This window comes from Endozoicomonas sp. ALC020 (genome assembly GCF_049275935.1).
Classification (GTDB): Bacteria; Pseudomonadota; Gammaproteobacteria; order Pseudomonadales; family Endozoicomonadaceae; genus Endozoicomonas_A.
Genome location: NZ_CP184830.1, coordinates 6,312,170 through 6,338,189 on the forward strand (window position 1 = coordinate 6,312,170; position 26,020 = coordinate 6,338,189).

General features: G+C 44.9%; 24 protein-coding genes. 15 read left to right on the forward strand and 9 right to left on the reverse strand.

Translation table 11 applies throughout. The annotated features are described in order from the left end of the window. The first annotated feature begins 47 nt into the window (after positions 1-47). Both ACOJUO_RS23525 and ACOJUO_RS23530 read left to right on the forward strand, forming a co-directional pair. Entirely contained in the window at positions 48-443 is a 396-nt protein-coding gene (locus tag ACOJUO_RS23525) for a hypothetical protein (RefSeq protein WP_422134307.1), read from the forward strand. Positions 444-546: 103 nt separating this feature from the next. Beyond that, on the forward strand, positions 547-3,402 hold the full coding sequence (locus ACOJUO_RS23530) for a valine--tRNA ligase (RefSeq protein WP_422138358.1): 2,856 nt from the start codon (positions 547-549) through the stop codon (positions 3,400-3,402). Between the two features lie 303 nt (positions 3,403-3,705). On the opposite strand, the gene ACOJUO_RS23535 is transcribed toward ACOJUO_RS23530, so the two are convergent. Both ACOJUO_RS23535 and ACOJUO_RS23540 read right to left on the reverse strand, forming a co-directional pair. Continuing rightward, positions 3,706-4,065, reverse strand: coding sequence for a hypothetical protein (locus tag ACOJUO_RS23535; protein WP_422134309.1), 360 nt, complete (start codon positions 4,063-4,065; stop codon positions 3,706-3,708). Between the two features lie 232 nt (positions 4,066-4,297). Continuing rightward, complete coding sequence (locus ACOJUO_RS23540; RefSeq protein WP_422134310.1) at positions 4,298-5,815, reverse strand: fumarate hydratase; 1,518 nt, start codon at positions 5,813-5,815, stop codon at positions 4,298-4,300. Between the two features lie 942 nt (positions 5,816-6,757). Here ACOJUO_RS23540 and ACOJUO_RS23545 point away from each other — a divergent pair. Then, positions 6,758-7,507 (forward strand): hypothetical protein, encoded by a 750-nt coding sequence (locus ACOJUO_RS23545; protein WP_422134311.1) that lies wholly within the window; start codon positions 6,758-6,760, stop codon positions 7,505-7,507. Between the two features lie 279 nt (positions 7,508-7,786). Here the strand turns inward: ACOJUO_RS23545 and ACOJUO_RS23550 are convergent, their stop codons facing one another. Next, positions 7,787-9,010, reverse strand: coding sequence for a hypothetical protein (locus ACOJUO_RS23550; RefSeq protein ID WP_422138359.1), 1,224 nt, complete (start codon positions 9,008-9,010; stop codon positions 7,787-7,789). Positions 9,011-9,232: 222 nt separating this feature from the next. Between ACOJUO_RS23550 and ACOJUO_RS23555 the strand changes: the two genes are divergently transcribed. The 7 genes from ACOJUO_RS23555 to ACOJUO_RS23585 all read left to right on the forward strand — a co-directional run bounded on the left by ACOJUO_RS23555 (position 9,233) and on the right by ACOJUO_RS23585 (position 15,632). Then, positions 9,233-9,910: a hypothetical protein gene (locus ACOJUO_RS23555; RefSeq protein ID WP_422138360.1), complete on the forward strand. Its 678-nt coding sequence runs from the start codon at positions 9,233-9,235 to the stop codon at positions 9,908-9,910. A 150-nt stretch (positions 9,911-10,060) separates the two neighbouring features. Next, entirely contained in the window at positions 10,061-11,161 is a 1,101-nt protein-coding gene (locus tag ACOJUO_RS23560; protein ID WP_422138361.1) for an RING finger protein, read from the forward strand. A 502-nt stretch (positions 11,162-11,663) separates the two neighbouring features. Continuing rightward, positions 11,664-12,491 carry a type II CAAX prenyl endopeptidase Rce1 family protein gene (locus ACOJUO_RS23565; protein ID WP_422138362.1) on the forward strand — a complete coding sequence of 276 codons (828 nt, stop codon included), beginning with the start codon at positions 11,664-11,666 and terminating at the stop codon, positions 12,489-12,491. A gap of 384 nt (positions 12,492-12,875) precedes the next feature. Continuing rightward, entirely contained in the window at positions 12,876-13,808 is a 933-nt protein-coding gene (locus ACOJUO_RS23570; RefSeq protein ID WP_422138363.1) for a 2Fe-2S iron-sulfur cluster-binding protein, read from the forward strand. 94 nt (positions 13,809-13,902) lie between these two features. Then, positions 13,903-14,217, forward strand: coding sequence for a BolA family protein (locus ACOJUO_RS23575; protein WP_422134317.1), 315 nt, complete (start codon positions 13,903-13,905; stop codon positions 14,215-14,217). A 57-nt stretch (positions 14,218-14,274) separates the two neighbouring features. After that, positions 14,275-14,766, forward strand: coding sequence for a hypothetical protein (locus ACOJUO_RS23580; protein WP_422138364.1), 492 nt, complete (start codon positions 14,275-14,277; stop codon positions 14,764-14,766). Positions 14,767-14,945: 179 nt separating this feature from the next. Further along, a complete protein-coding gene (locus ACOJUO_RS23585; RefSeq protein WP_422134319.1) occupies positions 14,946-15,632 on the forward strand; it encodes a DUF3313 domain-containing protein in 687 nt (228 codons plus the stop codon). 54 nt (positions 15,633-15,686) lie between these two features. Here the strand turns inward: ACOJUO_RS23585 and ACOJUO_RS23590 are convergent, their stop codons facing one another. Next, positions 15,687-16,307: a phosphoadenosine phosphosulfate reductase family protein gene (locus tag ACOJUO_RS23590; protein WP_422134320.1), complete on the reverse strand. Its 621-nt coding sequence runs from the start codon at positions 16,305-16,307 to the stop codon at positions 15,687-15,689. 174 nt (positions 16,308-16,481) lie between these two features. Beyond that, complete coding sequence (locus tag ACOJUO_RS23595) at positions 16,482-17,117, reverse strand: O-methyltransferase (RefSeq protein WP_422134321.1); 636 nt, start codon at positions 17,115-17,117, stop codon at positions 16,482-16,484. Positions 17,118-17,324: 207 nt separating this feature from the next. Between ACOJUO_RS23595 and ACOJUO_RS23600 the strand changes: the two genes are divergently transcribed. Further along, positions 17,325-17,603: a SelT/SelW/SelH family protein gene (locus ACOJUO_RS23600; RefSeq protein WP_422134322.1), complete on the forward strand. Its 279-nt coding sequence runs from the start codon at positions 17,325-17,327 to the stop codon at positions 17,601-17,603. Positions 17,604-17,671: 68 nt separating this feature from the next. Here ACOJUO_RS23600 and ACOJUO_RS23605 read toward each other — a convergent pair whose 3' ends face one another. From ACOJUO_RS23605 to ispZ, 3 genes are all read right to left on the reverse strand, one after another. Next, entirely contained in the window at positions 17,672-18,370 is a 699-nt protein-coding gene (locus ACOJUO_RS23605) for a TIGR04211 family SH3 domain-containing protein (RefSeq protein ID WP_422134323.1), read from the reverse strand. A gap of 101 nt (positions 18,371-18,471) precedes the next feature. Beyond that, positions 18,472-18,771, reverse strand: coding sequence for a YciI family protein (locus ACOJUO_RS23610; protein ID WP_422134324.1), 300 nt, complete (start codon positions 18,769-18,771; stop codon positions 18,472-18,474). Next, positions 18,772-19,347: a septation protein IspZ gene (gene ispZ / locus ACOJUO_RS23615; RefSeq protein WP_422134325.1), complete on the reverse strand. Its 576-nt coding sequence runs from the start codon at positions 19,345-19,347 to the stop codon at positions 18,772-18,774. Positions 19,348-19,527: 180 nt separating this feature from the next. On the opposite strand from ispZ, the gene ACOJUO_RS23620 reads away from it, so the two are divergent. Next, entirely contained in the window at positions 19,528-20,448 is a 921-nt protein-coding gene (locus ACOJUO_RS23620; RefSeq protein ID WP_422138365.1) for a PHP domain-containing protein, read from the forward strand. A 57-nt stretch (positions 20,449-20,505) separates the two neighbouring features. Here the strand turns inward: ACOJUO_RS23620 and ACOJUO_RS23625 are convergent, their stop codons facing one another. Beyond that, complete coding sequence (locus ACOJUO_RS23625) at positions 20,506-22,278, reverse strand: RING finger domain-containing protein (RefSeq protein ID WP_422138366.1); 1,773 nt, start codon at positions 22,276-22,278, stop codon at positions 20,506-20,508. Positions 22,279-23,062: 784 nt separating this feature from the next. Between ACOJUO_RS23625 and ACOJUO_RS23630 the strand changes: the two genes are divergently transcribed. The 3 genes from ACOJUO_RS23630 to ACOJUO_RS23640 all read left to right on the forward strand — a co-directional run bounded on the left by ACOJUO_RS23630 (position 23,063) and on the right by ACOJUO_RS23640 (position 25,663). After that, a complete protein-coding gene (locus tag ACOJUO_RS23630; RefSeq protein ID WP_422138367.1) occupies positions 23,063-23,692 on the forward strand; it encodes a GNAT family N-acetyltransferase in 630 nt (209 codons plus the stop codon). 434 nt (positions 23,693-24,126) lie between these two features. Continuing rightward, a complete protein-coding gene (locus ACOJUO_RS23635) occupies positions 24,127-24,609 on the forward strand; it encodes a hypothetical protein (RefSeq protein WP_422134329.1) in 483 nt (160 codons plus the stop codon). 430 nt (positions 24,610-25,039) lie between these two features. Then, the gene (locus tag ACOJUO_RS23640; protein ID WP_422137123.1) at positions 25,040-25,663 is read left to right on the forward strand and encodes an L-threonylcarbamoyladenylate synthase; all 624 of its coding nucleotides are present in this window, start codon (positions 25,040-25,042) and stop codon (positions 25,661-25,663) included. Positions 25,664-26,020: the final 357 nt, after the last annotated feature.

A 26,020-nucleotide genomic window follows, 5' to 3' on the forward strand; every position in this document is an offset into this window, starting at 1 on the left:
GCTGGCAAAAAGCCATCCGCTGGTAAAAAAATGAGCAGGTAGAAAATATGAGTCAGAAAAAAACGAAAGGTCTGCTGAATGAACAGGAAAGATTAAAAAGCCTACTGAAGGAAGAGATAGACCGCAATGATCATCTCAACCAACACATTCCTGTTCTTACCGACCTTGCTGAGCATGAAGGGGCCAGACAGACCGTCACAGTTCTGAATGTCACCGGTGATTATCAACAGAATAACTCGCAGGAACCGCCTATTCTAAGCCCCCTGCTTAACCCCGGTGTCACGGAGTCTGAACTGAAAACCCGGCTACGCAAACAGGCCCGACTGCTGATTCAGGAGATCATCGATGAAGAGCTGGTCAGGGTCGAGGCTCAGCTGAACCGTGAGCTTAACAACTATCTGGATCACCTTCTCGATCAGATGCCCGACGGTCTATCGGATTAACGTCCGATATCATTCAGACAGGTGGCTTCTCCTATTAACACTGCACTGTCGGTTCCGTGTATACTGCGTCGTTTAGATCAGAACCTGTCAGAACTCTGTAGTTATGGAAAAAACGTTTAACCCTCACGCGATTGAGCGCAGCTGGTATCAGACTTGGGAAGAAAAAGGCTACTTTGCCCCCTCCGGCGAAGGTTCTCCCTACTCCATCATGATTCCACCGCCCAATGTCACCGGCAGTCTGCACATGGGTCACGCTTTTCAGGACTCCATTATGGACGCCCTGATTCGTTACCAGCGCATGAAAGGCAACAATACTCTTTGGCAGGTGGGTACTGACCATGCCGGTATTGCCACACAGATGGTGGTAGAGCGTAAAGTCCAGGCGGAAGAAGGCAAGACACGTCACGATTATGGCCGTGAAGCTTTTACCGACAAGATCTGGGAATGGAAAGAAGATTCCGGCGGTCACATCACCCGTCAGCTGCGTCGTCTTGGAGCCTCTGTTGACTGGAACAATGAACGTTTCACCATGGATAAAGGCTTCTACAAAGCCGTTCAGGAAGTCTTCGTTCGCCTTTATGAAGACGATCTGATCTATCGTGGCAAGCGCCTGGTCAACTGGGACCCCAAACTTCATACCGCCATCTCTGACCTGGAAGTGCTGAACAAGGAAATCAAAGGGCACATGTGGCACCTGCGTTATCCTCTGGCTGACGGCGAAAAAACCGCTGAAGGCAAAAACTACATTGTCGTAGCCACAACCCGTCCCGAAACCATGCTGGGTGACACAGGTGTTGCCGTTAATGCCGCAGACGAGCGCTACAAGGCCCTGATCGGAAAAGACATTATCCTGCCACTGGTCAACCGTCGTATTCCTATCGTTGCCGATGAACATGCTGACATGGAAAAAGGCACAGGTTGTGTAAAAATCACTCCGGCTCACGACTTCAACGATAACGAGGTCGGCAAGCGCTGCGGTCTGCCCATGATTAATGTCATGACTCTGGAAGGTCATATCAGTGAACAGGGTGAAGTTTTCAACATTGATGGTTCCAGCAATCACGACATGGAAGCCCCCATCCCCGAGAAATACCGTGGCATGGAGCGTTTTGCTGCTCGTAAGGCCATTATCGCCGACTTTGAAGCGGCCGGGCTGCTGGAAGAAGTTAAAGATCACGAACTGATGGTGCCTTACGGTGACCGTTCTGACGTTGTTATTGAACCTCTGCTGACGGACCAGTGGTTTGTCCGTGCCGGGCCTATGGCAAAACCCGCCATTGAAGCCGTCAAAGATGGCCGCATTCAGTTTGTCCCCAAACAATACGAAAACATGTATTTCTCCTGGATGCAGGACATTCAGGACTGGTGTATTTCCCGCCAGCTCTGGTGGGGCCACCGCATTCCTGCCTGGTACGATGAAGAGGGCAATGTTTATGTAGGCCGCAGTGAAGAAGACGTACGACAGGAAAACAACATCCCGGCCGAAGTCAGCCTTAAACAGGAAGACGACGTACTGGATACCTGGTTCTCTTCTGCCCTCTGGACTTTTGCCACCCTGGGCTGGCCTGAAAACACCGGGCGCCTGAAAACCTTCCACCCGACAGATGTTCTGGTGTCCGGTTTTGACATCATTTTCTTCTGGGTTGCCAGGATGATCATGATGACCATGCATTTCATCAAAGATGAAGACGGCAACCCCCAGGTACCGTTCAAGTATATCTACATGACCGGTCTGATTCGAGATGAGAATGGCGACAAGATGTCCAAGTCCAAAGGTAACGTACTGGACCCGCTGGATATGATCGACGGCATCGGCCTGGAAGATCTGGTTGCAAAACGCACCGGCAATATGATGCAGCCACAGCTGGCGGCAAAAATTGAAAAACGAACCCGTAAAACCTTCTCTGAAGGTATCGCGGCGCACGGTACGGATGCCCTGCGTTACACCCTATATTCACTGGCTTCCACCGGCCGTGACATCAACTGGGATATGAAGCGCCTGGAAGGTTACCGAAACTTCTGTAACAAGATCTGGAATGCAGCCAACTATGTTCAGATGAACACCAGGGGTGAAGACTGTGGTCAGAGCAATACCGACGTTGAGCTGACTCTGGCGGACAAGTGGATTATTTCCCGGCTGCAACGTCTTGAAGCCCAGCTTGAAAAGAATCTGGCAGACTTCCGTCTGGATCACGCTTCCCAGAATCTGTACGACTTCATCTGGAATGAATACTGTGCCTGGTACCTGGAACTGTCCAAGCCTGTTCTATGGAGTGAAAATGCTTCCGAAGCCCTGAAGCGGGGTACCCGTCGAACACTGGTCCGGGTTCTGGAAACCATTATGCGTCTGGCTCACCCATTCATGCCGTTTATTACTGAAGAGATCTGGCAGAACATCAAGCAAGAAGCTGGCGTTGAAGGTGAAACCCTGATGCTGCAGAGTTACCCGACTCTGGACGAAAGCAAGCTGGACGAAACTGCCGAGCAAGACATCGAATGGCTGAAAGGCTTCATTACCGGTATCCGTAATATTCGTGCTGAACTGAATATTGGCCCCAGCCGTGAACTCAATGTTCTGCTGCGCAACCTCTCTTCTGACGACCAACGTCGCCTTGATGAAAACAGCGCTTTTCTGAAGTCTCTGGCGAAATTGTCAGACATTCGTCTTCTGGGCTCTGACGAGGAAGCACCTATGTCGACGACTCAACTGGTCGGCAAGATGGAAGTTCTGGTGCCTATTGCGGGCCTGATCGACAAAGACAAGGAACTAGCTCGTCTGAGCAGAGAAGTTGAACGACTGAATAAAGAAGTTCAGCGCTTTGAAGGCAAACTGGCCAACGAGAAGTTCATCAACAACGCCAAACCTGAAGTAGTTGCAAAGGAACGCGAAAAGTTGACAGAAGCGCTGGCTGCTAGAGAACGGCTCGATGAACAGCTCAAAGCGATTCGGGCTCTGTGAATCCGGTAGCTGTTGAGTTTATATTTTATTGAGTTCTGAAAACATAAAAAGCCTGGGTGCGAATAGCAGCCAGGCCTTTTTACGAGTCTCTCAGGGGCTGTTGATATGCCTTTATTACTTTTCCTGTCAGGTAGCGTAATCGCTAAAAGCACCTTACGGATAGGAAACCAGCACAAGGGGCTTGCTTTGCAAGCCGAGCTTACATCCCCGTCCTCAAAGTACGGGGCTTTATGCTTATTCGATAAAACTGATTAAGAACTAACCAGAGCGTCAGTCTGACTAACAATATTCCTGTGGGGGCATCTAATCAGTGTTTTTCCGAAATTGATCCCTGAACTGCTGCAAGCGTATCCACTCCTCTTCAATAGCCAGTAACTCTGAAAACAGCTCATCATCAACGATCGACTCACATTGATTGTCTTCTACAACCTCCTCCGGATGCTCTGCAATCCAGAAATGCTCGAATCGACCTTCAATCTGGAGGTTCAATAGATTAGACCGGACGATTCTGGCATCAGAATCCATCCTGATAACATCTTGCCTGTCTGAGACAAAGCGTCTAATCCTTGCAAAAAGGTTTTGCCAGAAAAAAAGAAACTCAGTATTTTCAGGATTGTTCCGGCCGGAGGCGGGCTCCTGACCCTGATCAGAATCGTCAACCATTGGTGCGTCCTTACTGCCTGTTCTAATAAACTGATTATAGAAGCCTGATTATATCTCGCCGAATATCCAGATTTTGGCAGTGTTTATGTCCATTTAATCAGGCAGGAAGGAGCGCTACAAGAACCCACTAAAGGAGAAAAAAGGCCATCAAAAAAGAGGTAACAGTTGAATAAACTAGCGAATAAAGCCGGACCAGCCCCGAGAGGCTGACCCGATACAGGCTCTTGGAAACTTATTTAATATCCAGAACCTGCTCTTCTATCTTTTGTTTCCAGATTTGTGGTCCGGTTTTGTGGACAGAATTACCCGTGTGATCGACTGCTACGGTCACAGGCATATCCTTAACCTCAAACTCGTAGATAGCTTCCATACCCAGTTCAGGGAAAGCAACGACTTCTGCTTTCTTGACAGCCTGGGAAACCAGGTAAGCGGCTCCACCTACAGCAATCAGATAGACAGATTCGTTATCCTTGATCGCCTCAATCGCAGCGTCACCCCGTTCAGCCTTGCCAATCATTCCAGCCAGACCGGTCTGCTCCAGCATAGTACGGGTAAATTTGTCCATACGAGTAGAAGTGGTTGGACCTGCCGGACCCACCACTTCGTCACGAACCGGATCAACAGGTCCTACGTAGTAGATAAAACGACCTTTCAGATCAACAGGCAACTCTTCGCCACGGGACATCATGTCAACCATGCGCTTATGGGCAGCATCACGACCGGTCAGAATTTTTCCTGACAGCAATACTGTGTCGCCCGGCTTCCAGCTCTTGGTCTCTTCTTTGGAGATATCGTCAACATTAACCTTGCGCACCCCTTCACTCATATCCAGAGCGACTTCGGGGTAATCATCCAGGCTCGGAGCTTCCTGAATAACAGGGCCATTGCCGTCCAGTACAAAGTGCGCATGTCGTGTGGCAGCACAGTTTGGAATCATCGCCACGGGCAGAGAGGCGGCATGAGTAGGATAGTCCTTGATCTTGATATCAAGCACTGTGGTGAGACCACCCAGACCCTGTGCACCAATACCCAGACTATTGACAGCATCCATGATCTCCAAACGCAGCTCTTCAACCCGGTTACTGGGTCCACGCTCTCTGAGTTCATGGATATCAATGGGGTCCATCAGAGATTCCTTGGCAAGCACCATGGCTTTTTCAGCTGTTCCACCAATACCAATACCCAACATGCCCGGAGGACACCAGCCCGCACCCATCGTCGGTACGGTTTTCCTGACCCACTCAACAATATCATCAGAGGGGTTAAGCATGGCGAGCTTGGACTTGTTCTCGGAACCACCACCTTTGGCTGCCACCTGGACATCAACAGTATCTCCGGGCACGAGAGTCATGTGAATGACAGCAGGTGTGTTGTCTTTAGTGTTTTTGCGGGCACCTGCCGGATCTTCCAGAACAGAGGCACGCAGAACATTTTCCGGATGCGTATAGGCACGGCGAACACCTTCATTCACCATATCCTCGACACTTCGGTCACTTTCGAAGCGGACATTCATACCGATCTTCAGGAAGACCGTAACAATACCGGTATCCTGACAAATGGGTCGCTTGCCCATTGCACACATTCTGGAATTAATCAGAATCTGGGCCATGGCGTCTTTGGCAGCCTTGGAGGGCTCTTTTTTCCAGGCATCATGAACAGCGTGAATAAAGTCCAGTGGATGATAACAGGAGATAAATTGCAGAGCGTCAGCTACGCTCTCAATCAGATCCTCTTCACGAATTAGTGACATTGCGCTCCCCAACTCCCATGTTCGGTCCAGAAACCTGTCGGACTCAAAGCACAGCTCCAACAGACCCCGGATTTGCAAGCTTCAATCTATTGCGATCTCTGAAGAACAGCCTTCAGGACCCTGGCCGGTTCCCCGGCTCTGTTGTTTGGTTCTGATCTGAACAGAAACCTCTGTCATATAGATCAGAACATCAATGAAGAACCCTTCGAAACACGACAGTTTTATCGGTTTCCCACGAGCTTCCCCTCCTCATTTGTCCTGCCAGTATATCAATGCTTTGCATCAGAAAACATGGATTGAAAACAGGATCTATCACTTTTTGTCACGGATTACCGAAACAAAACGACAGACAATACCTGATAACACGAGCCACAACTGAATAATGCTCTCGGTTAATACGCAAAAAAGTAAAAAACACAACAGCATTGCAAAGCAGATTTCTCTTCAGAACAGAGCAGACTGGAAAAAAACGACAAGTGCAATAGGCTGATATTTTGGAATTGAATCGGTTACCGACTCAGAGGTCTACCTTATCTTCCATCGGGAGTCATAATACCCAGTCGGCTGTTAGTTGTCAGCTGCACTGTTTCAAGCCTGACAGGGTACAAATCTGAAAAACTTGGACCACGTCGAGACCAGAGCATGATTTATTTTTGCACAGAAGCAGAGATTGTTACCACTGCTGAGAACATAAAAAGTCATTAAGTTCTTCTTACTGAAAGACACCTGTCCGGCCTTCTGAGACCTTGATCTAAACGACAGAGATAGTATTCATTATCAGTTCTGATTGATCGTTCTCAAACCAATAACCAGAAACTCTGAACTCACAAATGGAAAATGATACTTGCACCTTTTCACCTGACAGCTATCATTTGGCTACCTTAAATGTGCAGATCAGAAAAGTTTGCCAAATTATCGAAGTTTTCACGTTAGTATTTCGTTATGCGATATTTATTTATAACTTTGATACCAGTCATCATTACAGGTCAAGCTTGGTCAGTAGGATGCAATAATTGTAAATTTGAAATTAATGCAGCAAGCAACTTTTGCCCTAATTGTGGTTTTCAAATTTCATTACAACTTTTACCAACTGGTTGCCTAAGGGGAGAAGACTCTGTCGCCAGAATGGCAATTGGAAAAAATATCAGTTCTGGAATCAGTACAAATAATAAACACAACACATCTCTACATTATCATTTGAGAAGATTGCTTGAACGAGCAAGGAAAGAAGGAAGGTTTTCAGCCTTATGGCGTGATATTGATTACCTCTGTAAATTTTCAGAACATAAAGATGATTTATTCTTTTTGTATGCCCACGCAGTAGCTTTAAGAAATATGGGAAAACTAGGACAAGCGTTGAGCACTTTAAATACATGCCTGGTAAAAACAAAGTTTTCCCACCCAACAAATCTCAGAAATTTGCAAATTTACTATGAACTTTCATTTGTTCACTCTTTGATGGGCAACCATAACGATGCAATTCATTATTATTATTTATTTTTTACAAACAGAGAAGATAGGGGAATAAATCAATCGACTGTAAACTCTGCAGTAAATTCAGCAGTGATAGCTATAACTTGTAACTCTGAAAATGCAGAAGCATACAGCTTACTTTTATATTGTTGGAAGAACTTGAAACAGAAAATAAATCCCGACAATCTTGAAAAAATGCGTATTTATGGATTTCACTGAATAAATAAGGATCTGATCTGGCAACACCCGAGAGAGCTATTGGATTCTGGCCTTATATCGAAGCGATCAAATAGCTGATTCAACACCGCACCATCGCAACATCGCACCTAGGAGCCTGACCGAGAATAGACTGCCCTACTGCGGTGGCAGCAAATTGGTCTGAAAATCCGCTTTTGTTCGTCAAATAGCTCGCTATTCTCCTCACAAAACCGAATTTTCATCCTCAATTTTCTGCCGTCCTCGCTACGGGCGCTATTCTCGGTCAGGCTCCTAGTGAAGTCAGGGGCTGGATTCTATGTACATATCTACTGATGGGACCTTGGAATCAGCTTGATCGATTACCTGTAAATTTATTTTTGGAATCCACGGTAATGTTTTGGCGTCTGATGGTGGTGAGGAATTTATTATCTGCCTTACACCGTAAATTTGTGGGCCCTCAAGCTCACCTATGATTCTTTGTATTGCCCGCCTTTGTATTATCTCCCAAACTTCCCGGAGGCTTTTATCTGGTAATGCCTTGGCTGACGAGCTGGCTTGCGACGGTTTGCGAGATATATTAATTGCATATTTTGAGTTTCTGGATGAAAGAGAGTCTATCTCGACTGTGCCTTCTGTTGTGTTGGTGCTGACAAGCATTGTTACTGGAACATCAACCGTATCTTTTCTCTTCCTGTTGCTCTTTGCTCTTGATGTACGTGGGACTTCGATGCCCAGATTAATATGCCCTGTGATACGAAATTGGTAGTGATCCTGCTCATTCGTAGCGGAGCTTTCAGAGGCAGCGGCTGCATTGGAGGGTCCTTCTTCTGCAGGTGGCGGTCGAGGGGTGGTCTCAGGCAATGTGTTGGCAGAAGGCGCTTTTCTTTTCCGCTTTGATCGCGAGGTCTCCTTGTTGGCGCTTCTGTCGGAAGCTGGTTGTTCTTCTGGTGCTGGTTTATTTTCAGTGCTGGATGAAGCAGTGCTTCCGCAAGTAGTGACTATTGGATCATGAAGTATTGGATCAATCACATATAACTGATTCCGGTTTTCAATTTCAATTTCAATAGGCCCTATCGGGAGAGCGATTGCGAAACCAGATTGTTGGCCAGCCCCAGCGGTCATTTGAATTAAATTCTCGTGCGTAAGCATCTGAAGAGCATCAAGAGCCATTACCCCTTCCTCTAAAGAAGGAGAGAACAAGCGATCCGGAGTTGAGGAGTAAGAAGGCGGCCAGAGCTCTGCAACAAAATGTGGACTTTGACTGTAAAAAGACTCAGGAAAGATAATTGCAGCACTTGGTTGTGGTGGCTGTTGATTAAGTGAGGGACCAAGAGTATGTGAAATAATAAGGTGGCAATTATCCCCTTGCCGATGTGCGACGACAATTTCGTCATATATTTCATTAATAACAATGCTATATTCGGTGGTGCTATCAACAAAATCATCATCTGCACAAGCATTGATTACTGTAAACCCAAGCGTAAGTGTAAAGAATGTTCTTGCAAAAAGACTAGAGAAAAGCATCTTTTGTTACCTGATTTACTACCAGACAGAAACATTCTGGCTGATCCATGATGACCAATTGGCCACTTATAATAGCACATAACCTCTGGTTCAAGTGCTGCGCATCAGCGCATTCCTTTGGAAACATTTGTTAGTTTGCGGGATTATGACTATGTTGGAATGCTTTACCTGTTGTACTTTGCAGCCACAAAATACTAAAAATATTTTTATAGGAGTAAGATCATGTTTAATACACTGTATCTTTTACTATTTTTTATATTTTCTTTCTGTTCCTTGACTTGGGCGACCGTAGAAGTCATTGGGCCAAACACTTTCACCTATACAGATAGTACAGGTAGTACAAAAACTCGACAAATTCTTGGCCACACCAGGCCTGAGAATGTTGATCAATATTTACAACTGGCTACTTCCATGTCTGAAACCACCCTGAGAGTTGATAAAAATCTCAAAGAGAGAATTATAAGTAAAGTTTACGTTATTCAGTTTTCAGCTGATCCCGATGGCCTTGTTGACCAGATTGAAAACATTGGTTTTATTGTCATTTTGAATGATGGAACAGCTCTCCTTAGTTTTGATTTTTTGTCCGCACCAGGCCAGGTTGCGAGTAGCTTCGATCAAGCCGAAGCAGGAAATAGGTTAATGTCACTTATCTCCAAACATGCTACAGGAGTCGGTATGTTGGCTCAGGGCTCAACAGAGTCTCATTTGTGGTCACTGCCCTCATCCTCGTATCAAAATTTCAAGGAATCCGGCTTTCGCAGAGGCAAGAAAATAACCAATAGATATCAAGCAACCTTTCTGATCCCCTATCTGACTTTATCTGGTCAGGGGACTTTAGAAATAAGAAATCTTGGCACATACGAATACACCATTCTTGAATCTACTTCGGTACATTCGTAGCATTCTAATTCTGTCCGATTAAATGAAGGTCCTTAATTGAAGAATAAATTTGAATCTTGGACGAGGCTAATTTTACTATCCATCACAATCTTATGTCTCTCATCAGCTTGCTTCTCGAATTATGAAGGACATGATGAGAATGAAGTAACTATGGAAGATCAAAATTTTTGGTATCACACTTTTCAAGAGTCATTGTATTACTACATCTATATACCAGTGGATTATTACATAAGTCCAAGAGGTATCTTTCGTTTGTCATCAGTATTAGCAATGGGATACAGAAACTACTATAAATTTTATTTACATCGAAGAGCTGATGATAGAATAACTCGTTGGCTTTTAAGATTTTCGCTTGCAATTATACCTGCGAATTTTATTTATGATATTTTAGAAGATAGAACAGCCTCAGGTGATAGTGATATTCCTAAAATAAAAACACGTAAAATTAATGGTTCCCCTGCTTTTAAAATAGAGCTTTCGAGCTTATCAAAAAACAGTGCTCTTCAGAATATATCAAAACCATTACGCAGCCGTGGTGTTAACAGCATTATATTCACCTCCTCCATAATAGACGACGAAATACATATTTTAGGAGAGTTAACACAAATTAGCAAAAACGATAAAATATTCTTTGATATTTTTTTCCCTAAATTAAATTCTGACAGCTATTATTGGCTTGAACTTTGTTGCAACAAATATATTGATTGTAATACTTCTTCCTCAACACCACTAAGTGTACTGTCAGAAGAAGTGGTCGATGAGTTAGTCATTTTTTTAGATGGTAACTATGATTTTCTGGCTTCAGGCAGCAATTTTAACAGAGCCAAAGGGATTGACTTTTCAATTAGTGAAGAGTTTGTTGTAGCAAAAATACAACGGATAGAGTCCGACATCTTTTCTTATTCTATATGTAATACTCAAACTGATACTTTACAAATAAAAAGCAACCAACTGAACTTCTCTAATGAAACTTTAGTTTTCGAATTTAAAGAAAAATTATCTTTTCAGCCTGAAGGATGGCTTGCATATACCATAAAATTAGCTTTTAAACAGCTTGAACATATTTTTCTTATCATGACAATTGATGCGTTGTTTGAAGATTTTTTTCTAGGAGAGTGCGCTATTTGCCATAAAAACATGATCGTAGGAAAAGTTTCGATGGCTGGCTGTCATAGGCATTATTTTTGTACCTTATGCCTGCGTCAATGGGCACAACATGGCTCTGGAAGGTGCCCATATTGCAATAGGTAGTGCCAGGTAACAGCTTTCAGAACTCCAGTAATTGATATTGAATATTACACTCATGCAGTTTATATCCTCTGAATCAGATAATAATAAATAAACAGTTATCCCAACAGAGAAGCGGTAGGCACTTCAATCACCCTGCTGGTATTTTTATTTTTACTGGTCGCGAACAGTTAGTATTCCTAACACAGTTGTTACTATTCATTGAACTCTTTGGCAACAGAACAGTCTGACTAATTATTAACGATCAAATCGATCCTCTTAAAGAGAACAAAATAAAAATATTAGGGATAGCTCAAGCAGCGCTATAGAAAACCCTGAGTGCAATGATATGGAAAAAGTTTACTTTAAATACAGATAATTTTAAGTCAGATGAGCATGTTGATCGAAGTTTATAAAGCCTGCTTCAGCCACTTCCCGAAGGCGAGACATGTGGATGGACGAAGTCTCGGAAGAAACTGGAATCATTTGTTAGCATCTATGCTTGTTTTTTAGGGAGATAAGTACAATGAAAAAATATACTTTAATAATCGCAATATGTTGCTCACTAGTAACTCAATATGCAAAGTCAGCCCCTCTCCCAAAAAATGAGGATGAATTGAGCACTTTGCACGCATTAATTAATATGACCCTCACAGATTCAGTAACTATTGAAGATAAAGAGTCTAATATAACGGTCGTTCTTACAAAGTCGGATGCACCTCTCCTAAAAACAGAGGATGAATTGAGCACTTTACACGCAGTAACAAATATGAGCCTCACAGATTCAGATTCAGTGAATACTGAAGATAAAGAGCCTTACAAAATAGTCGGTTTTATAAAGAGGTATAATATTGATAAGCAAATTTATTATGGATTATTATTAGGTGCAATACATTTTACACAGTATCGAATTTTGTATTTTTGCATTTTACGCCCTCTGTCATTAGTACATGACCCATACGATGGAAAATTAACATTTGTAGAGGCTGTTACAGGAGCTATCATTGAAGAGGCTATATTTAATGGTTTGTTACTCCCTTTAATCAATTACTCTATAGAATTGGCAACTAACAGTAGCACCAAGTTTGATGAAAAAACATTTACTTTAAGTAACAACCATCATGATAAAAAAATATTTATTATGAGTAACATCATCAAGTCCACAGCATTTGGACTTTTACACCTTGCCAACAAGAACCCATTAATGGCACAAGTCCTGATATCAATGATCAACTCATTCGTAAGAGGACAATTTACTAAACATTATGGTTTACTAAGTGCGACTGTAGCTCATGTTACTTTAAACTCTATGGGTTATTTAGTCTACATCTATAGTGGACGAGAGCACTTTTAGCGACTAACAGTTATTAGCAGTCAAACGAGTGACATTAGTTATGACACTCAGACGCGCCCCCCCTAAGCCAGGGATAATCAACTCATTTGAGTACATCTAAACTTTTCAGTTTGTCATAAAGCCATTAATGACCAATAGGCTATTAGCTATTTTTTGGTTTGCACACTTTTTGGTTGAGCAAACTGCATCGTTACAGATGCACTTTATTTTTCTCTATAAAACAGTATTTTTCCCACACTACCGTCAGGCGATCTATATTTGAAGATCTTGTTATAATTTGATGGGACACGGGGACACAACAAGTTCGTTATTGCTTAAATACAACAGCACCCACGAAAAACATGGGTGTTTCCGTAATAAAAAGCATTAAGGTAAGATACCACCATGCCTGTTATCACACTGTCTAACCGGGCCTACCCGGTCGATAAAAACCAAAACCTGCTGGACTCCTTACTGGCAAAGGGTGAAAAAATACCTTTCTCCTGTCGTTCAGGTATCTGTCATGCCTGCCTGATGAAAGCTGACACAGGTCATCTCAGCGAGCGGAGCCAGGCTGGGCTGAGCAGTGAAAAAGTTCGTGAGGGGTATTTTCTTGCCTGCCAGTGTCTGCCTGAAAATGATATGACTGTCTCCCTGCCCAGCAGGAGCCACACCCAGGCCATCATTACCGGAAAACAGTTCTTATGCCCTACCGTTGTGGCTCTGACTCTCGCCCCCAGGCATCCGATGAACTATTTTCCCGGCCAGCATGTCTGTATTGATACAGAGCTGCGGCTTAAGAAAGAGTGCTATCTGGCCTCAGTGCCATCAATGGATCAAACGATGGTCATCCAGGTCCAGCGCAAGGTGGCAGATCCTTTCAGCACATGGGCGCACGACTTTGCCGAAACAGGACAGAAAATCAGCATCAGCAGCCCCTGCGGAATCAATCTATGTGGAAGCCTGCTGGATATCCCTGACCAGATACTGATCGCTCAGGAAGTGGCACTGGCCCCCATACTGGCTTATGTCCGTGAAGCTTTGCACAATACCGGGTCCTCATCACAACTTAGAATTCATCTGATCCACGAGGCGTATAGCAGCAACGATCACTTCGGTATAGCGCTATTGGAAGCACTTTCACAAATGGATCAGTTCAGTTATGCCCTGACAACCGGAAGACAGGATTATGGGCAATGGCTGGACTCGGCTTTACCAGAAGCTTCATCGATTAGAGTTATTTGTGCCGGTGAGGCATCATTCTGTAAACCTATTGAGGAATCTTGCTCACAGCGCCCAGGTATCAACTACACGGCCTTGAACAGTGAATTTTTCTGATCCACTTTTCTCTTCGCAACCCTCGCGTCTTCCTGTTAATCTAAAATCATATATCTGATCGTCCAAGCATGATTTAAAAGGTGGAAATGGAAGTATGACTATGCAAGATCGTGTCAGTGACAAACTGACCACTGCCCTGGAGCTTGAACACTTTGAAATATTCAATGAAAGCCATATGCACAATGTGCCGCCGGGCTCTGAATCTCATTTTAAAGTGGTTTTGGTTAGCCAGTCGTTTGAGGAGCAGATGCCGGTTAAACGCCATCAGCTGATTTACAAAATTCTGTCTGATGAGATGCAAGGGGGCATTCATGCTCTGGCCCTTCATACTTATACCCCCGGTGAGTGGTACGAGCGTAAGGGCCTGGCTCCTGTCAGTCCGGATTGCAAAGGCGGCAGCAAGCACTGAACTCTCTCAAACGGCCACAGCCAGAGCAGGCCGCTAAAAGTAAGTTTTGCCACCTTCATGGATGAGAGGCATTTCACAATTGGTAATGGAGAGCCCCAGGACGTGTGCGGCGGTGTTCAGTTCGAGTTGGATGGCCAGACCATCAAAACCTTTTTCCCAAATCCCAAAGCCCGTTTGCCGGTATTGAGTCGGCAGGGCCAGCAGATTCTGGTTCCCTGGGGACGCCGTGAGGGTCAGCCTGGTCACACACCACAAGGAGGTTGGGCAAGACTGGAATCCATTAAAAAGGGTATTTGGAATCGGTTTAGCCCCAAACCCGTCAAAATAAGTGTCGATGCCTTTATGGAAAAAGATGAAGCAGGCGAAAGTCATTGGTTTCTCCTGGAAAACCAACAGTTTATACAAGGGCTGATCGCTACTGATGGCCCTTTTACCCGGCTTTATGTCGTAACAGAAGAGAACGAACAAAGTTGCCACAAGAGTCACCGTTGGCCCAGAGTAATGGATGCACCGGAACCCCTCAGAACCGCATCAGGGGGACTTTTTTAGCAGCAGCTCGCACCACCCTCCTTTCTTGTCTCGATTATTGGCATCAGTTCAGCTCATCACTGCGTTATACACTGTAGTGCAATGATTATCTCGGTAAATCATACTTTTCAGCAGACAAACATTGATAGACACTCTACCTCAGTTAAAGCAAATACCTTAATCAAACGACGACACAAACCATGACAGCTTATAAAAAAACTCGCCGACTTTTTGCCCTGCCCTTTATGCTGGTCAGCGCCTTGTTTCTAACAGCCTGTTCAACGCAGCAAAAAATTGATACTGAAGAACAACCCTTCAGCGGCTATCTGGAAAACTATGAAAGACTGACTGCTTTTGATGACGATACTGCCATGCGCTGGGTCAGTGGTGATCTGAAAAAGTATAAAAAGGTCTATGTTGAACCCGTTAATCTGTTCCCGAATTACAATGCAACCAATGATGCCCAGCGGGAAGTAGCTACTAAAGTCGCTGACTACCTGAACAATGGTTTCAGAGAAGGTCTGAAGCAGCGTGGGATGCTGGCAGAAAAGCCGGGACCGGGCGTCCTGGTCATTCAGCCTGCCATTACCGGCATTGTGTCAGAAATGCAGGACCTCAGACCCAGACAATTCGTTCTCCCCGTCGCCGTTGCCAGAACACTGATCAAAACAGCCACCGACCGACTGGATTACATAGTAGCCCTCTATTTGGAAGTACAACTTAGAGACGGCGAAACGGGCAAGCTCGAGGGTGAAGTGCTGCGTAAAGGAATCAATAAGCAATCGGATAATGATGAAGTCACCAAGGAAGATGTCAAAGCGGTTCTGGATGACTGGTTGGAATTCTACAACCGTGGTCTGGACAAGCTAACCAACAAAGAGCAGTAAAACCCACCAACATGGCTGCCTGTCAGAAACATCAGGCAGCCAGCCCTTAACGACTCAGGACACCGAGGTGTGCAGCCCACACTCCCGGTTACCAATCACTTTGGTAGGGTCGTAATAATCTTCTTCAATAGGAAGGTCGTTCATGACCAGATACTCTTCAACATCCAGCTCTGACCAGTTCAACAGAGGGGCCACCCGGTAATAACCATCTTTGGTTTCACTGACGACCTCTAGCCCCTGACGAAAAGCGGTCTGGTCTTTCCTGATGGCCGTTAACCAATAGTCCGGAGAGAAGCTCTGCATGGCCCGTCCAAAAGGCTCCAGTTTGACCTGACGGGTAAATTCGTCATGAGCAGGCGTATCCACCTCCGGCACACCGCCCATAATGGCATCGCGGTAAGCACGACTGTACTCTGGATGATAAATCTGAATGTTCAACTCCAGCTTCTGGATTAAACCCCGGGCGAAGCGGTACGTAGCATGCGTCCCGTAGCCTGAATCAATCCAGATAACCGGCAAATCAGGTTGAATTCGGGTAGCCATATGCAGAATGGCAGCCTCATGGGGACCAAAGTTGGTGGTAACCAGCGGCTTAACGGCCTTTTGCAGAGCCCAGCGGATTATCTCTTGTGGCGAGCGCTCGGCAAGCTCACGGTTTATGGTCTCCAGATCCATTGACTTCCCCCGAAATGTTTCTTCTTTAACACTTATGTCTTGATTCAGTCGAACTATAGGTGATGAAGTTCCCGGTACGCAATGGATCGTCTAGAACATATCTTTCTTTGCAAATAGTGAGTTGGACTAATGCCCCAGGTCAGAATTAAGAGAATTGCAAAAGAATGATAAAAATCAGATCTTCCGTACCACATGAAGACCATGCCTGACAGGTAAGAGAACATTATCCAGATCCTCTCTGGAAGACAGATAACGGTTAAGCTCTGCAATCACCTCGTCCCGCTCATCCTGAGGATTCAAAACACCACCTTTCCAGAGGGCATCGTCAATGACAATAAGCCCCCCCTGCTTGAGCATGGGGAGTATAAGCTCCAGGTATTCAAAGTACTTTTTCTTGTCGGCATCAATAAAAACAAAGTCGAGCTCGCCCTCAATGCTAGGGATGGTTTCCAACGCTTTGCCAAACAGTACTTTCAACTTATGAGAATGAAGTGATCGATCAAAGAACTCCTCTGCAATAGCAATGGCTCGCGGGTTGGTCTCACAACAATAAATTTCCCCATCCTCTGGCAGTGCTTCTGCCATGGATAAAGCCGCGTAGCCGGTGAACATGCCAATTTCCAACACTCTTTTGCTATTGCTCAGGGCCACCAGCAGTTTCAAGGTTTGTCCCACCATTCTTCCTGACATGTTTCCCGGGTAGCGGGTCCGGTCCTCCGTCGCCTGGGCCAGCTCTTTCAGAAGTGACGATTCACCGCCGGTAATGTCATGGCAATATTGTTCAATATCGGGATTTACAATGACCGTCATGGCCCTTCCTTCACTGCATTAACGGGCTGATTCTATCAGCAGCCTGCTGAGTAAAAAATGCCTTTTAACCATGCCCGGTTGATAAACTCATGGTAGGATTTGAAGTAGCTTCCCGAACCCTCTGAACAAGTCAGACAGGAACAAGGGGCTCAATCAAAAAAATAAAAAAAATCCATCACTCACCCAACCCCTCCAAGGCAGTAGACTGTGACAGAAAAACCCATTATAGAAATAGAATATTGTAGCCAGTGTCAGTGGCTGCTTCGCTCTGCCTGGCTAGCTCAGGAACTGCTCAGTACGTTCAGTACTGACCTGGGGGAGGTGAGACTGAAGCCCGGAACAGGTGGTATCTTTATCATCACCCTGAACGGTGAACAGATCTGGGAGAGAAAACAGGACGGCGGCTTTCCTCAGCCCAAGCAGATCAAACAGAAAGTTCGTGACCTGATAGATCCGGAACGGAATCTCGGCCACAACGACCGTTGATTTATGTTACTCCGATCAAAGTGAGGCTCTGACGATCAACCAGAGCCCTTTTCAAATATTTACGACATTTAAATCCAGTCTGACGCCGGCTTTTTGCGGAATCGGATCATTGGCAGGAACAGCCCCAGCAGAATCCCTATGATTATCGTACCACCCCCATAGAGGTACCAACGCATAGTGCTGCTGCGAATCAGCTGGTTATTTTCAGCCTCAACCACCTCAATCCGGTTTTTCAGCTGCAAATTTTCTTCCATCAATTGTTTGTTCCGACGATCCAGTGCCTGAGGGTCGGCGGTGGCTTCTCTCAGGGCAATAAACTGAGAGGTTTTGTCATCCAGCAATCCTGCAGTTTCCTGAAGAGAACCTTTTACACTTTTCAGCTCATTCTCAGTGGCAGATAGCTCAGACTTCAGAGCCGTATTTTCTTTGCTCAGCCGCGAAACGTTTGCCAGCACTTTTGGCAAACGCTCTCTGGCAGGCTGCTCGGCCACCAGGTACTGACGGGGGATATAACCTTCTGATCCATCGGCCATTCTGACCTTGCTGAACCCTTCTCCGGCGTCAGCTTCGAGAACAGTCATTTTCAGCCCTGTTTTCAGGCCCCGGTGCAAAATCCGGTATTGATTACCAGGCCCTGACCGCATTGGCACATAAACGACATCCGTAACATAACGTGTTTCAGCCTGTACTGGTTCAGCCTGAACCATTGAACCCAGCATTACTAAACCGGTGAGTGATAAAAACAGTTTGGGTAAGGTTTGTTTCACGTTTTCTCTCTTAACCAGGCTGCCCTGTTATCAGAATTATTCGAACAGGGCAGCATCCTGCAAAACTTAATTATAAAAATGACAGACTTCCGGAAGGAAAATCAGGGCAGTACTCGCTTGAATGGCTTCACACTTACAGAATGATAAACACCGGCGGCCACGTAGGGATCATCATCAGCCCAGGATTGTGCGGCTTCGAGGCTGTCAAATTCAGCAATAACAATACTGCCACTGAATCCGGCTTCGCCCGGATCGTTACTGTCGATAGCAGGACAGGGGCCTGCCAGGATCAGACGCCCCTGAGACTTCAATACCTCAAGCCTTTCCAGGTGAGCAGGTCTGGCTGTCTTGCGCAGAGACAGACTATTGTCAACATCTTCACTGATGACTGCGTAAAGCATTTATTTTTCCTCAGCCTGTATATGTCTCGAGATGACCAGAAACTGCAAGACAACAAAGACAAAAGTAAGAATCAGGCTACCAAACACCTTAAAGTCAACCCAGAACTCGTGGAAGGTGAAAGCCACATAAAGGTTAGCGGCACCCAGTAGTGCAAAGAATACAACCCAGCTCAGATTCATACGAATCCAGATCTCATCCGGCAGGCTGATGGCATGCTCCATCATTCTCTGAACCAGGCTTTTCTGGCCAACAAACTGACTGCCCAGAAAGGCGGCAGCAAAGATCCAGTTTACAATCGGCGCTTTCCATTTCAGGAAGTTTTCGTCCTGAAAGGCCAGGGTCATGCCACCGAATAAAACCACGGCCATAAGCGTAATCACCTGGCTCTTTTCAAGGGTTTTGTTCTTGATAAAGCTGCCACCATAAACAATGACAGAGGCAATGATCAGGAAGAAAGTGCCACTGATAGCACCTCCGACCTCAAGGGAATATCCGGCTACATCCACCATTCTGGGGTCCATCTTGTAGACCGTAAAAAAGATAATAAGTGGAATAAAATCAATCAGTTGCTTCATATTAAACCAGTCGGGTTACCTTGTGATTTACTTCGATATTTCGCTCAGGGTTTCTCACTAACCAAATTCAGAGCTCGTTAAATCATCCTGTAGTTTACTATGGAACGGCTGCATTGCCATGTCTGGTCGACTCCACCCTGCCAACTTTTTAAAAGCCTTTACAATTCCATTGGTGGTAGAGTGTACAGACAGTTACTACTTATTTGTATCGCAATGACCCTGAATGTCGACCTCCATTGTCACACCACCGCATCCGATGGTTCCATGGGACCACTGGAAGTTTATGAACGAGCACGTTATAAAGGTGTCGATATACTGGCTATTACGGACCATGATTCGGTGGCTGCACATCAGTTTCTCTCCAATAAAACACTCTCTGGCCCCAGGCTGATCACCGGGACGGAATTATCAACCACCTGGTCTGCCATGGAAATCCATATTGTCGGTCTTAACTTTTCCCTGTCGAACCCGGATCTTGAACGAATCATCCATCACCAGTGCTCCGCCAGAAAGCAACGATCTCTGATGATCGCCAGCCGTCTGATGAAACAACTGAAACTGAAGATCAGCGCTGACACTTTGATGAATGAAGTCATTGATCTGGCATTGAACCGGCAGAAACAATCGCCTGACGGCTTTGTTTTATCCAGAGAAAATATCCAGACAGGCCGACCTCATTTCGCCCAATGGCTGATTGAAAAAGGCTACGTCAAAGAGATGCAAGCAGCTTTTGACAGGCATCTGTCGCACCAGAAAATAGGCAACTTGAAGGCCTTCTGGCCTCCCATGGGTCAGGCCGTAGCCTGGATCAGAGCCCTGAATGGTACGGCTGTGTTAGCTCACCCCGGAAAATACAAAATGACCCGCACCAAGCTCAGAGCTCTGGTCAAAGACTTCAAACTGGCTGGCGGCCATGCCCTGGAAGTCAGTGGCTGCCAACAACCTCCCGGACAGCGGGAAGCACTGGCAAGCCTTTGCCAGGACTTTGAACTCAGAGCCTCAAGAGCCAGTGACTTTCATACCCCCGCCAAACCTTGGGTAGAACTGGGCAGAGCGCCAGAACTTCCCAAGGGTGCTCTGCCCGTCTGGGAGAACTGGTAGATAATTTACTAATGCCTGAGTGCCAGAAAACACTGATTCTCACGCTCCCTTGCTCAATTAACCATCCCTCCATAGTTCGGTAACTTTTGCTAAGTGACCGGAACTTCTGGTCACCACATGGCGACTATCGTTGCTAAAGCTGGCCGATAAGATCTTTTCAGAATGGGAAACGGTGGCTTTTCGTTGCCATGATCCGTCAGCCTTCCGACCAATGATTTGAGCTCTGCGATCAAAACTGGCAGTCAGCAAATGATCGCCATCGGCATTGAAGGTGGCTGATCTGATCGAATTATTATGATGAATGGTCGTTTCTTTCCACCATGATCCATCGGTCCTCTTACCAGTGATTTGCACCTTGTCATCTCTACCAACGGTCGCCACACGGCTACTATCTGGGCTAAAGACGGCTGAGATAACACTTTTTTCGTGGGAAATGATCGCTTTTATTTTCCATGTTCCATCGTCTTCCCGGCCATAGATTCTTGCCTTATGATCATCACCAGCTGTCACCAGATAGCGGCCATCCGGGCTTAAGCTGGCAGAGTTGACAGAGTTATCATGGACAATGACGATTTCTGTTTTCCATGATTTATCCGCCTGCAGACCATGGATTTTCACCGTATTATCGTTACCGACACTGACCACATGGCGTCCATCAGTACTAAAGGTGGCTGAACTGATCGAATCATTATGGTTAATGAACATTTTTGGCTCCCATGATCCATCGTCCGCTCGCCCATAGATTTTTGCCGTATGATCCTTACCAACGGTCAGTACATGGCAACTGTCGGGACTGAAGGTGGCTGAGTTGACAACATCGTCATGAGCAATGATGGCTTCTTCTACCCATGATTTGTCATCCTTCTGGCCATAGATTCTCGCAGTATGATCCATACTGGCGGTGACTAGATGGCAGCCATTGGGGCTGAAGCTGGCCGAGTTGACACCATCACCATGGGTAATGACGAATTCTTCTACCCATAATTCATCATCCTTCTGGCCATAGATTTTCGCCGTATGATCCATGCTAGCAGTTAATACATAGCTGCCATCAGGGCTGAAGCTGGCTGAGTTGACAACATCATCATGAACAATGATGGCTTCTTGCGCCCATGATTGGTCGGCCTTCACACCGTGGATTTTCGCCGTTCCATCGTCACTGGCGGTGATCATATGGCGGCCATCAGGGCCAAGGCTGGCTGAGTTGATCCAGGATTTGTGAGCAACACTGGATACTGTCACTGGAAGCATTGTTTTTCCTAAAACATTGACAGCCTCTGATACACTTGTTTCCTGGCTGTTATACCTGCAAAGCTGGATATAATGAATTAAGGTTTCATAACTTACTTCTGCTTTAAGTGTTTCCTTTATACTCCGATCGTAAATCGCCCTATTTGCAACAGCTAAAGAATTGCAATCACCAAACTCATTCAACAGTTTTTCAAATTCGTTCAGCTTTTCGCCCAGGCCATTAAATTCTTCCGGGCACGAAGGGCAGTTTTCAACCCGACCGTCTGCCAGACTGGTTTTCAGCCACTCATTAAAGCACCTCAGGTGAAAAAGATGATCACAGGGGGTTTGCAATAACCTCGACCATTTAATGGGATCAGTACAAATTGAGCACTCCCTATCATTAACTTTCACACGTTCCACATTAAATGCATTATCGCGAAAGGCACTGACATCCATGTAAATATCTTGTTTTTTTTCGGGTACTATTGTGGTAGATCTTCCTGCACTGACACAAGAAGACCCTCCTTTCATTCGAGTTCGCTTAGGTTCTGGTAAGAGTGAACCTGCAATACTGTTACTGTTTCTTGTTACATCCATGTTTTATTTCTCCAAAGTCACTAACTACTATCGATTGTCAAAAGAATCAACATTTCACCATGTGACTTAGAACCTGCATAGTAATAAAAGTTCAAATTTTCTTAACTGCAATTAACATTTTTTTAACTCATTCACACATTCCACAGGCTACTGCAAAAGTAAAACATCGGAAAAGTCAGTCTGCCGTCAGAACTTGGCCCTGGTAGCCGAGTGCTCCATTTTCGGGGAAAATCCATATATTTGAGTGACTAAGGGCTGAATAATCTTTATTGGCCTGCCGGGCAACGCTTCATTAGTGGCCGGAGCTCGTCGAACCCGTATCGATACTGAACAAGGTCAGCCATCCCCTGGACAGTAGCGGGTACACGACCGAAGACTATCTTTTGCAACCGCTGGAGGGCAGGTGGTTGTGCGGATGAACGGTTCGGTGTTTTTCGGTAAGCTAGCGCCTGGTTATAATGCAATAGGTTAACCATGAGCACACCGTCAACGCCCCTTAAAAAAACGGCCAACTATTATTATGGGCTGGGTATTTTTGTTGCTTTTTTCCTGGCCGTGATACAGATTGTTTCGGCACTCAATGAAGACACGTGCAGGCCATCTGTTTCAGAATACCCCAACGCGCAACTCAATTTCATGGCGCTGGTCAAGAATTACCGGAACCTGTATGTCCGTGTGAGTTCTATCCCTGGGTTATGTGGCACTCTCGGAAACACACTACGGCAAAATTGAACTACCAAGGTTTAGGAATGTCTAATTTCTGTATTTAAAAAGGAGTCTTCCTATGATTCATGGAATGATAGATTCAGCAAGCGTTCAGAATAAGCCTAAGATTAGTATTTCTCCTACTTTAAAAGAAGCTTCAGCTTTTATGGGCTTCAAGGTTAAAGTGATATGTAATTGCTCAGACCTCCCATATTTACCAATGTATTTTTCTTCTCTAAAAGAAATTACTCCCATTGACCCAATAGAAGAGATGAAAGAAGAATTCGAAAAACTTTCTAACAAAAGGCTTTCTGATAGGGCATGCAATTTGGTCATTATTGAGTTATTAGATTCTCAAACATCTAATCTTATAGCTTTTATATCTATGCAAGATAACAAAAAATCTTTGTTTGTGAAAATGCTGGCTACTCAGGATGAATATAAAGGTCGTGGAGCTGGTCAATTTCTTATGCGCTGCGCCATTGATGTTGCAATTAAAAGAAATATTACAACTGTTAAACTTAACCCTGAGGGCAGTGCGAGACAGTTTTATATCAAAAAAATTGGAATGATTGAAACTAATAATTCTGAATTAGAGTATTCTCATCCAAGATATAACGATATCAAAACACAGTTCAGCCCAGTACTCTCAAAATTCAAGCTTATACAAACCGAGGAAAAAGGCTATTTTCATGTTTCTTCTTTTTAATCCCACAAAAGCCACATATGTCGGTACTTATGAAAAAGTAAGAAAGAGTAACATATGTGTTATGAACTATTTCTAATATTTTCTGCCATAATAATTAGTTCAGGAAGAGGTTACCTAGCATGGATGCTCAATATTTTACTAATACTTTATCAACCAGGCAATATCCCTCAGAAAACGAAGAAATCTCAAAGCTGACTTCTGAGCAGTTAAAACTAAAAGAGGTAGAGACACCCACTTGTTTCAACCCAAGAGTTATTAATGTTTTAGAAGATTGCAATATTTAATATCAACTCCGCCATAGCTAGCTACTGATTGAACCCTCAACTGATGAAGACCATTTATTCACTGAATTTAAAATCACATCTGATAGAGAAATTAAAAAAATAATCCCTCTTCACTGTTTACTGCCCTTCAAATATTCAGGAAGCAATAGAATGACCCCCACTCTATTGAAAAGCCACCGGCTTGATGAAAACATTATTGACGGTGTCATTGTCGACTCTTTACCCATTGCCCGCTTGTCAGTATCAGCAAATGAATACGAACACACTTGTATGCATGTAGCCATGTTTCAAACTGCATTGACATCACTTTCAAAGCCCGGGCAACCAAGATTTTTAACGACAACATGTGTTAATGATTGTCATACTGAAGTCTTCTGGGATCAAAAAACGCAAACGGCCATAATGACTCATTTTTTGCAAAACGATATGTGCAAGCCCTCTTTTGACTTCATGCTTGCGAAAATAACCCAGTTCGCACCCGTTAAAGATAGACAGACATTTATTGTTGGTGGCATTGTTGAACGGATGAGAGACACTGGCAATTTTTTGATTTTGCTGAAAAATATCTTGCTGAAAAAAGCATTCCTGTTAAACAAACTTTTCCGGGCAATAAAAAAAGACATACCAATTTAATATTTGATAGCAAGGAAGGCGTTATTTACGAGTTGCAACTATTAAACAAAGGGCGTCACCAGTTTCGCATCACTGACCGCAGAAAAGATTCTGCATACTCTTTTAAAAACACCGATTTTGATAAAAAGCTCATTAATACTGAAAGTACTTATTACTACTCTTCTGAAAACAAAAATCATTTTATACCCATAAATCTATACTTTTCTTCCTCATAACCCTTGCGCAGCTTACTGAGGATCGTGAAACCTTATCACTAAACCAAAGCCCTTAGTATCGTCCCGAATTGAACGCAAACGTTGCACCGGCTTGCTTCGGTGGTATGATGCGCACTCCAATTTTACTGCAAGAGAATGGCAACCTGTCGACATCCCTTTGAACACAGTATCCAAAAGACGGTTCAATAGGTGCAGGTTCCATGTATACAACAGCCATGAGTCAGTTTTTCCAGATCCACCCCGAGACGCCACAGCTTCGTCTGATTCGCCAGGCCGCAGAAATTCTGAGGGCTGGAGGGGTGATTGCCTACCCTACTGACTCAGCCTATGCCCTGGGCTGCCTGATCGGTGACAAGAAAGCGGTTGAGCGCATTCGCCAGATTCGTCGATTGGACGAAAAGCATAACTTCACACTGGTGTGCAGAGATCTCTCTGAACTGGCCACCTACGCTCAGGTCGACAATGTTCAATACCGTCTACTGAAACACCATACACCCGGCCCTTACACTTTCATTCTCAAAGGCACCCGTGAAGTGCCTCGCCGCCTGATGCATCCCAAGAGAAAAACCCTGGGTTTACGAGTACCAGAGTGCAGTATTGTAAGCGCCCTGCTCAATGAACTGGACGCGCCCTTAATGAGCAGTACTCTGCAGTTGCCAGGTGACAATGAACCCATGCTGGACCCATACGACATTCGTGAAACACTTGAAAACCAGCTGGACCTAGTCATTGATGGAGGTTATCGAGGTATGGAACCAACCACCGTGATCAGTTTGCTGGCAGAAACGCCTGAAGTCCTACGCAAAGGTAAAGGCAATCCGGAACCGTTTCTCAACTGAATCCGATCCAATGCACTAATCTGTTGCTAGCAGCCTGTCGGACTTAAGACTGTCCTACGCGGCAACTGCTCCTGCGTTGCTCTAGCTCCTGCATCCATGCAGTCGTGCGGCGGCAGCAAATTGGTCTAAAAATCCCTGTTTCTTCGTCAAATAGCTCGCTATTCTCCTCAGAAACAGAGATTTTTATCCTCAATTTCTTGCAATCCTCGCTACGGACGCTTAAGTCCGACAGGCTGCTAGAGAAATCCGACTTCATGACAGATTTTTTTTACTGTGAAACATTTTTCATCTTCGGGGGCGACAAAAATTTGTTTCAGTCACCATGGCTGATTTATTCACTGCTGGCAAAAACACGCT

What these genes read in the sequence shown, in the direction of transcription:
- ACOJUO_RS23625 (WP_422138366.1), bottom strand. Translation starts at nt 22,278, where the DNA reads ATGGATGTAACAAGAAACAGTAACAGTATTGCAGGTTCACTCTTACCA.
- ACOJUO_RS23560 (WP_422138361.1), top strand. Translation starts at nt 10,061, where the DNA reads ATGGAAGATCAAAATTTTTGGTATCACACTTTTCAAGAGTCATTGTAT.
- ACOJUO_RS23550 (WP_422138359.1), bottom strand. Translation starts at nt 9,010, where the DNA reads ATGCTTTTCTCTAGTCTTTTTGCAAGAACATTCTTTACACTTACGCTT.
- ACOJUO_RS23565 (WP_422138362.1), top strand. Translation starts at nt 11,664, where the DNA reads ATGAAAAAATATACTTTAATAATCGCAATATGTTGCTCACTAGTAACT.
- ACOJUO_RS23580 (WP_422138364.1), top strand. Translation starts at nt 14,275, where the DNA reads ATGGATGAGAGGCATTTCACAATTGGTAATGGAGAGCCCCAGGACGTG.
- ACOJUO_RS23540 (WP_422134310.1), bottom strand. Translation starts at nt 5,815, where the DNA reads ATGTCACTAATTCGTGAAGAGGATCTGATTGAGAGCGTAGCTGACGCT.
- ACOJUO_RS23525 (WP_422134307.1), top strand. Translation starts at nt 48, where the DNA reads ATGAGTCAGAAAAAAACGAAAGGTCTGCTGAATGAACAGGAAAGATTA.
- ACOJUO_RS23610 (WP_422134324.1), bottom strand. Translation starts at nt 18,771, where the DNA reads ATGCTTTACGCAGTCATCAGTGAAGATGTTGACAATAGTCTGTCTCTG.
- ACOJUO_RS23640 (WP_422137123.1), top strand. Translation starts at nt 25,040, where the DNA reads ATGAGTCAGTTTTTCCAGATCCACCCCGAGACGCCACAGCTTCGTCTG.
- ACOJUO_RS23555 (WP_422138360.1), top strand. Translation starts at nt 9,233, where the DNA reads ATGTTTAATACACTGTATCTTTTACTATTTTTTATATTTTCTTTCTGT.
- ACOJUO_RS23630 (WP_422138367.1), top strand. Translation starts at nt 23,063, where the DNA reads ATGATTCATGGAATGATAGATTCAGCAAGCGTTCAGAATAAGCCTAAG.
- ACOJUO_RS23585 (WP_422134319.1), top strand. Translation starts at nt 14,946, where the DNA reads ATGACAGCTTATAAAAAAACTCGCCGACTTTTTGCCCTGCCCTTTATG.
- ACOJUO_RS23635 (WP_422134329.1), top strand. Translation starts at nt 24,127, where the DNA reads ATGACCCCCACTCTATTGAAAAGCCACCGGCTTGATGAAAACATTATT.
- ACOJUO_RS23535 (WP_422134309.1), bottom strand. Translation starts at nt 4,065, where the DNA reads ATGGTTGACGATTCTGATCAGGGTCAGGAGCCCGCCTCCGGCCGGAAC.
- ACOJUO_RS23590 (WP_422134320.1), bottom strand. Translation starts at nt 16,307, where the DNA reads ATGGATCTGGAGACCATAAACCGTGAGCTTGCCGAGCGCTCGCCACAA.
- ACOJUO_RS23545 (WP_422134311.1), top strand. Translation starts at nt 6,758, where the DNA reads ATGCGATATTTATTTATAACTTTGATACCAGTCATCATTACAGGTCAA.
- ispZ (WP_422134325.1), bottom strand. Translation starts at nt 19,347, where the DNA reads ATGAAGCAACTGATTGATTTTATTCCACTTATTATCTTTTTTACGGTC.
- ACOJUO_RS23530 (WP_422138358.1), top strand. Translation starts at nt 547, where the DNA reads ATGGAAAAAACGTTTAACCCTCACGCGATTGAGCGCAGCTGGTATCAG.
- ACOJUO_RS23575 (WP_422134317.1), top strand. Translation starts at nt 13,903, where the DNA reads ATGACTATGCAAGATCGTGTCAGTGACAAACTGACCACTGCCCTGGAG.
- ACOJUO_RS23570 (WP_422138363.1), top strand. Translation starts at nt 12,876, where the DNA reads ATGCCTGTTATCACACTGTCTAACCGGGCCTACCCGGTCGATAAAAAC.
- ACOJUO_RS23595 (WP_422134321.1), bottom strand. Translation starts at nt 17,117, where the DNA reads ATGACGGTCATTGTAAATCCCGATATTGAACAATATTGCCATGACATT.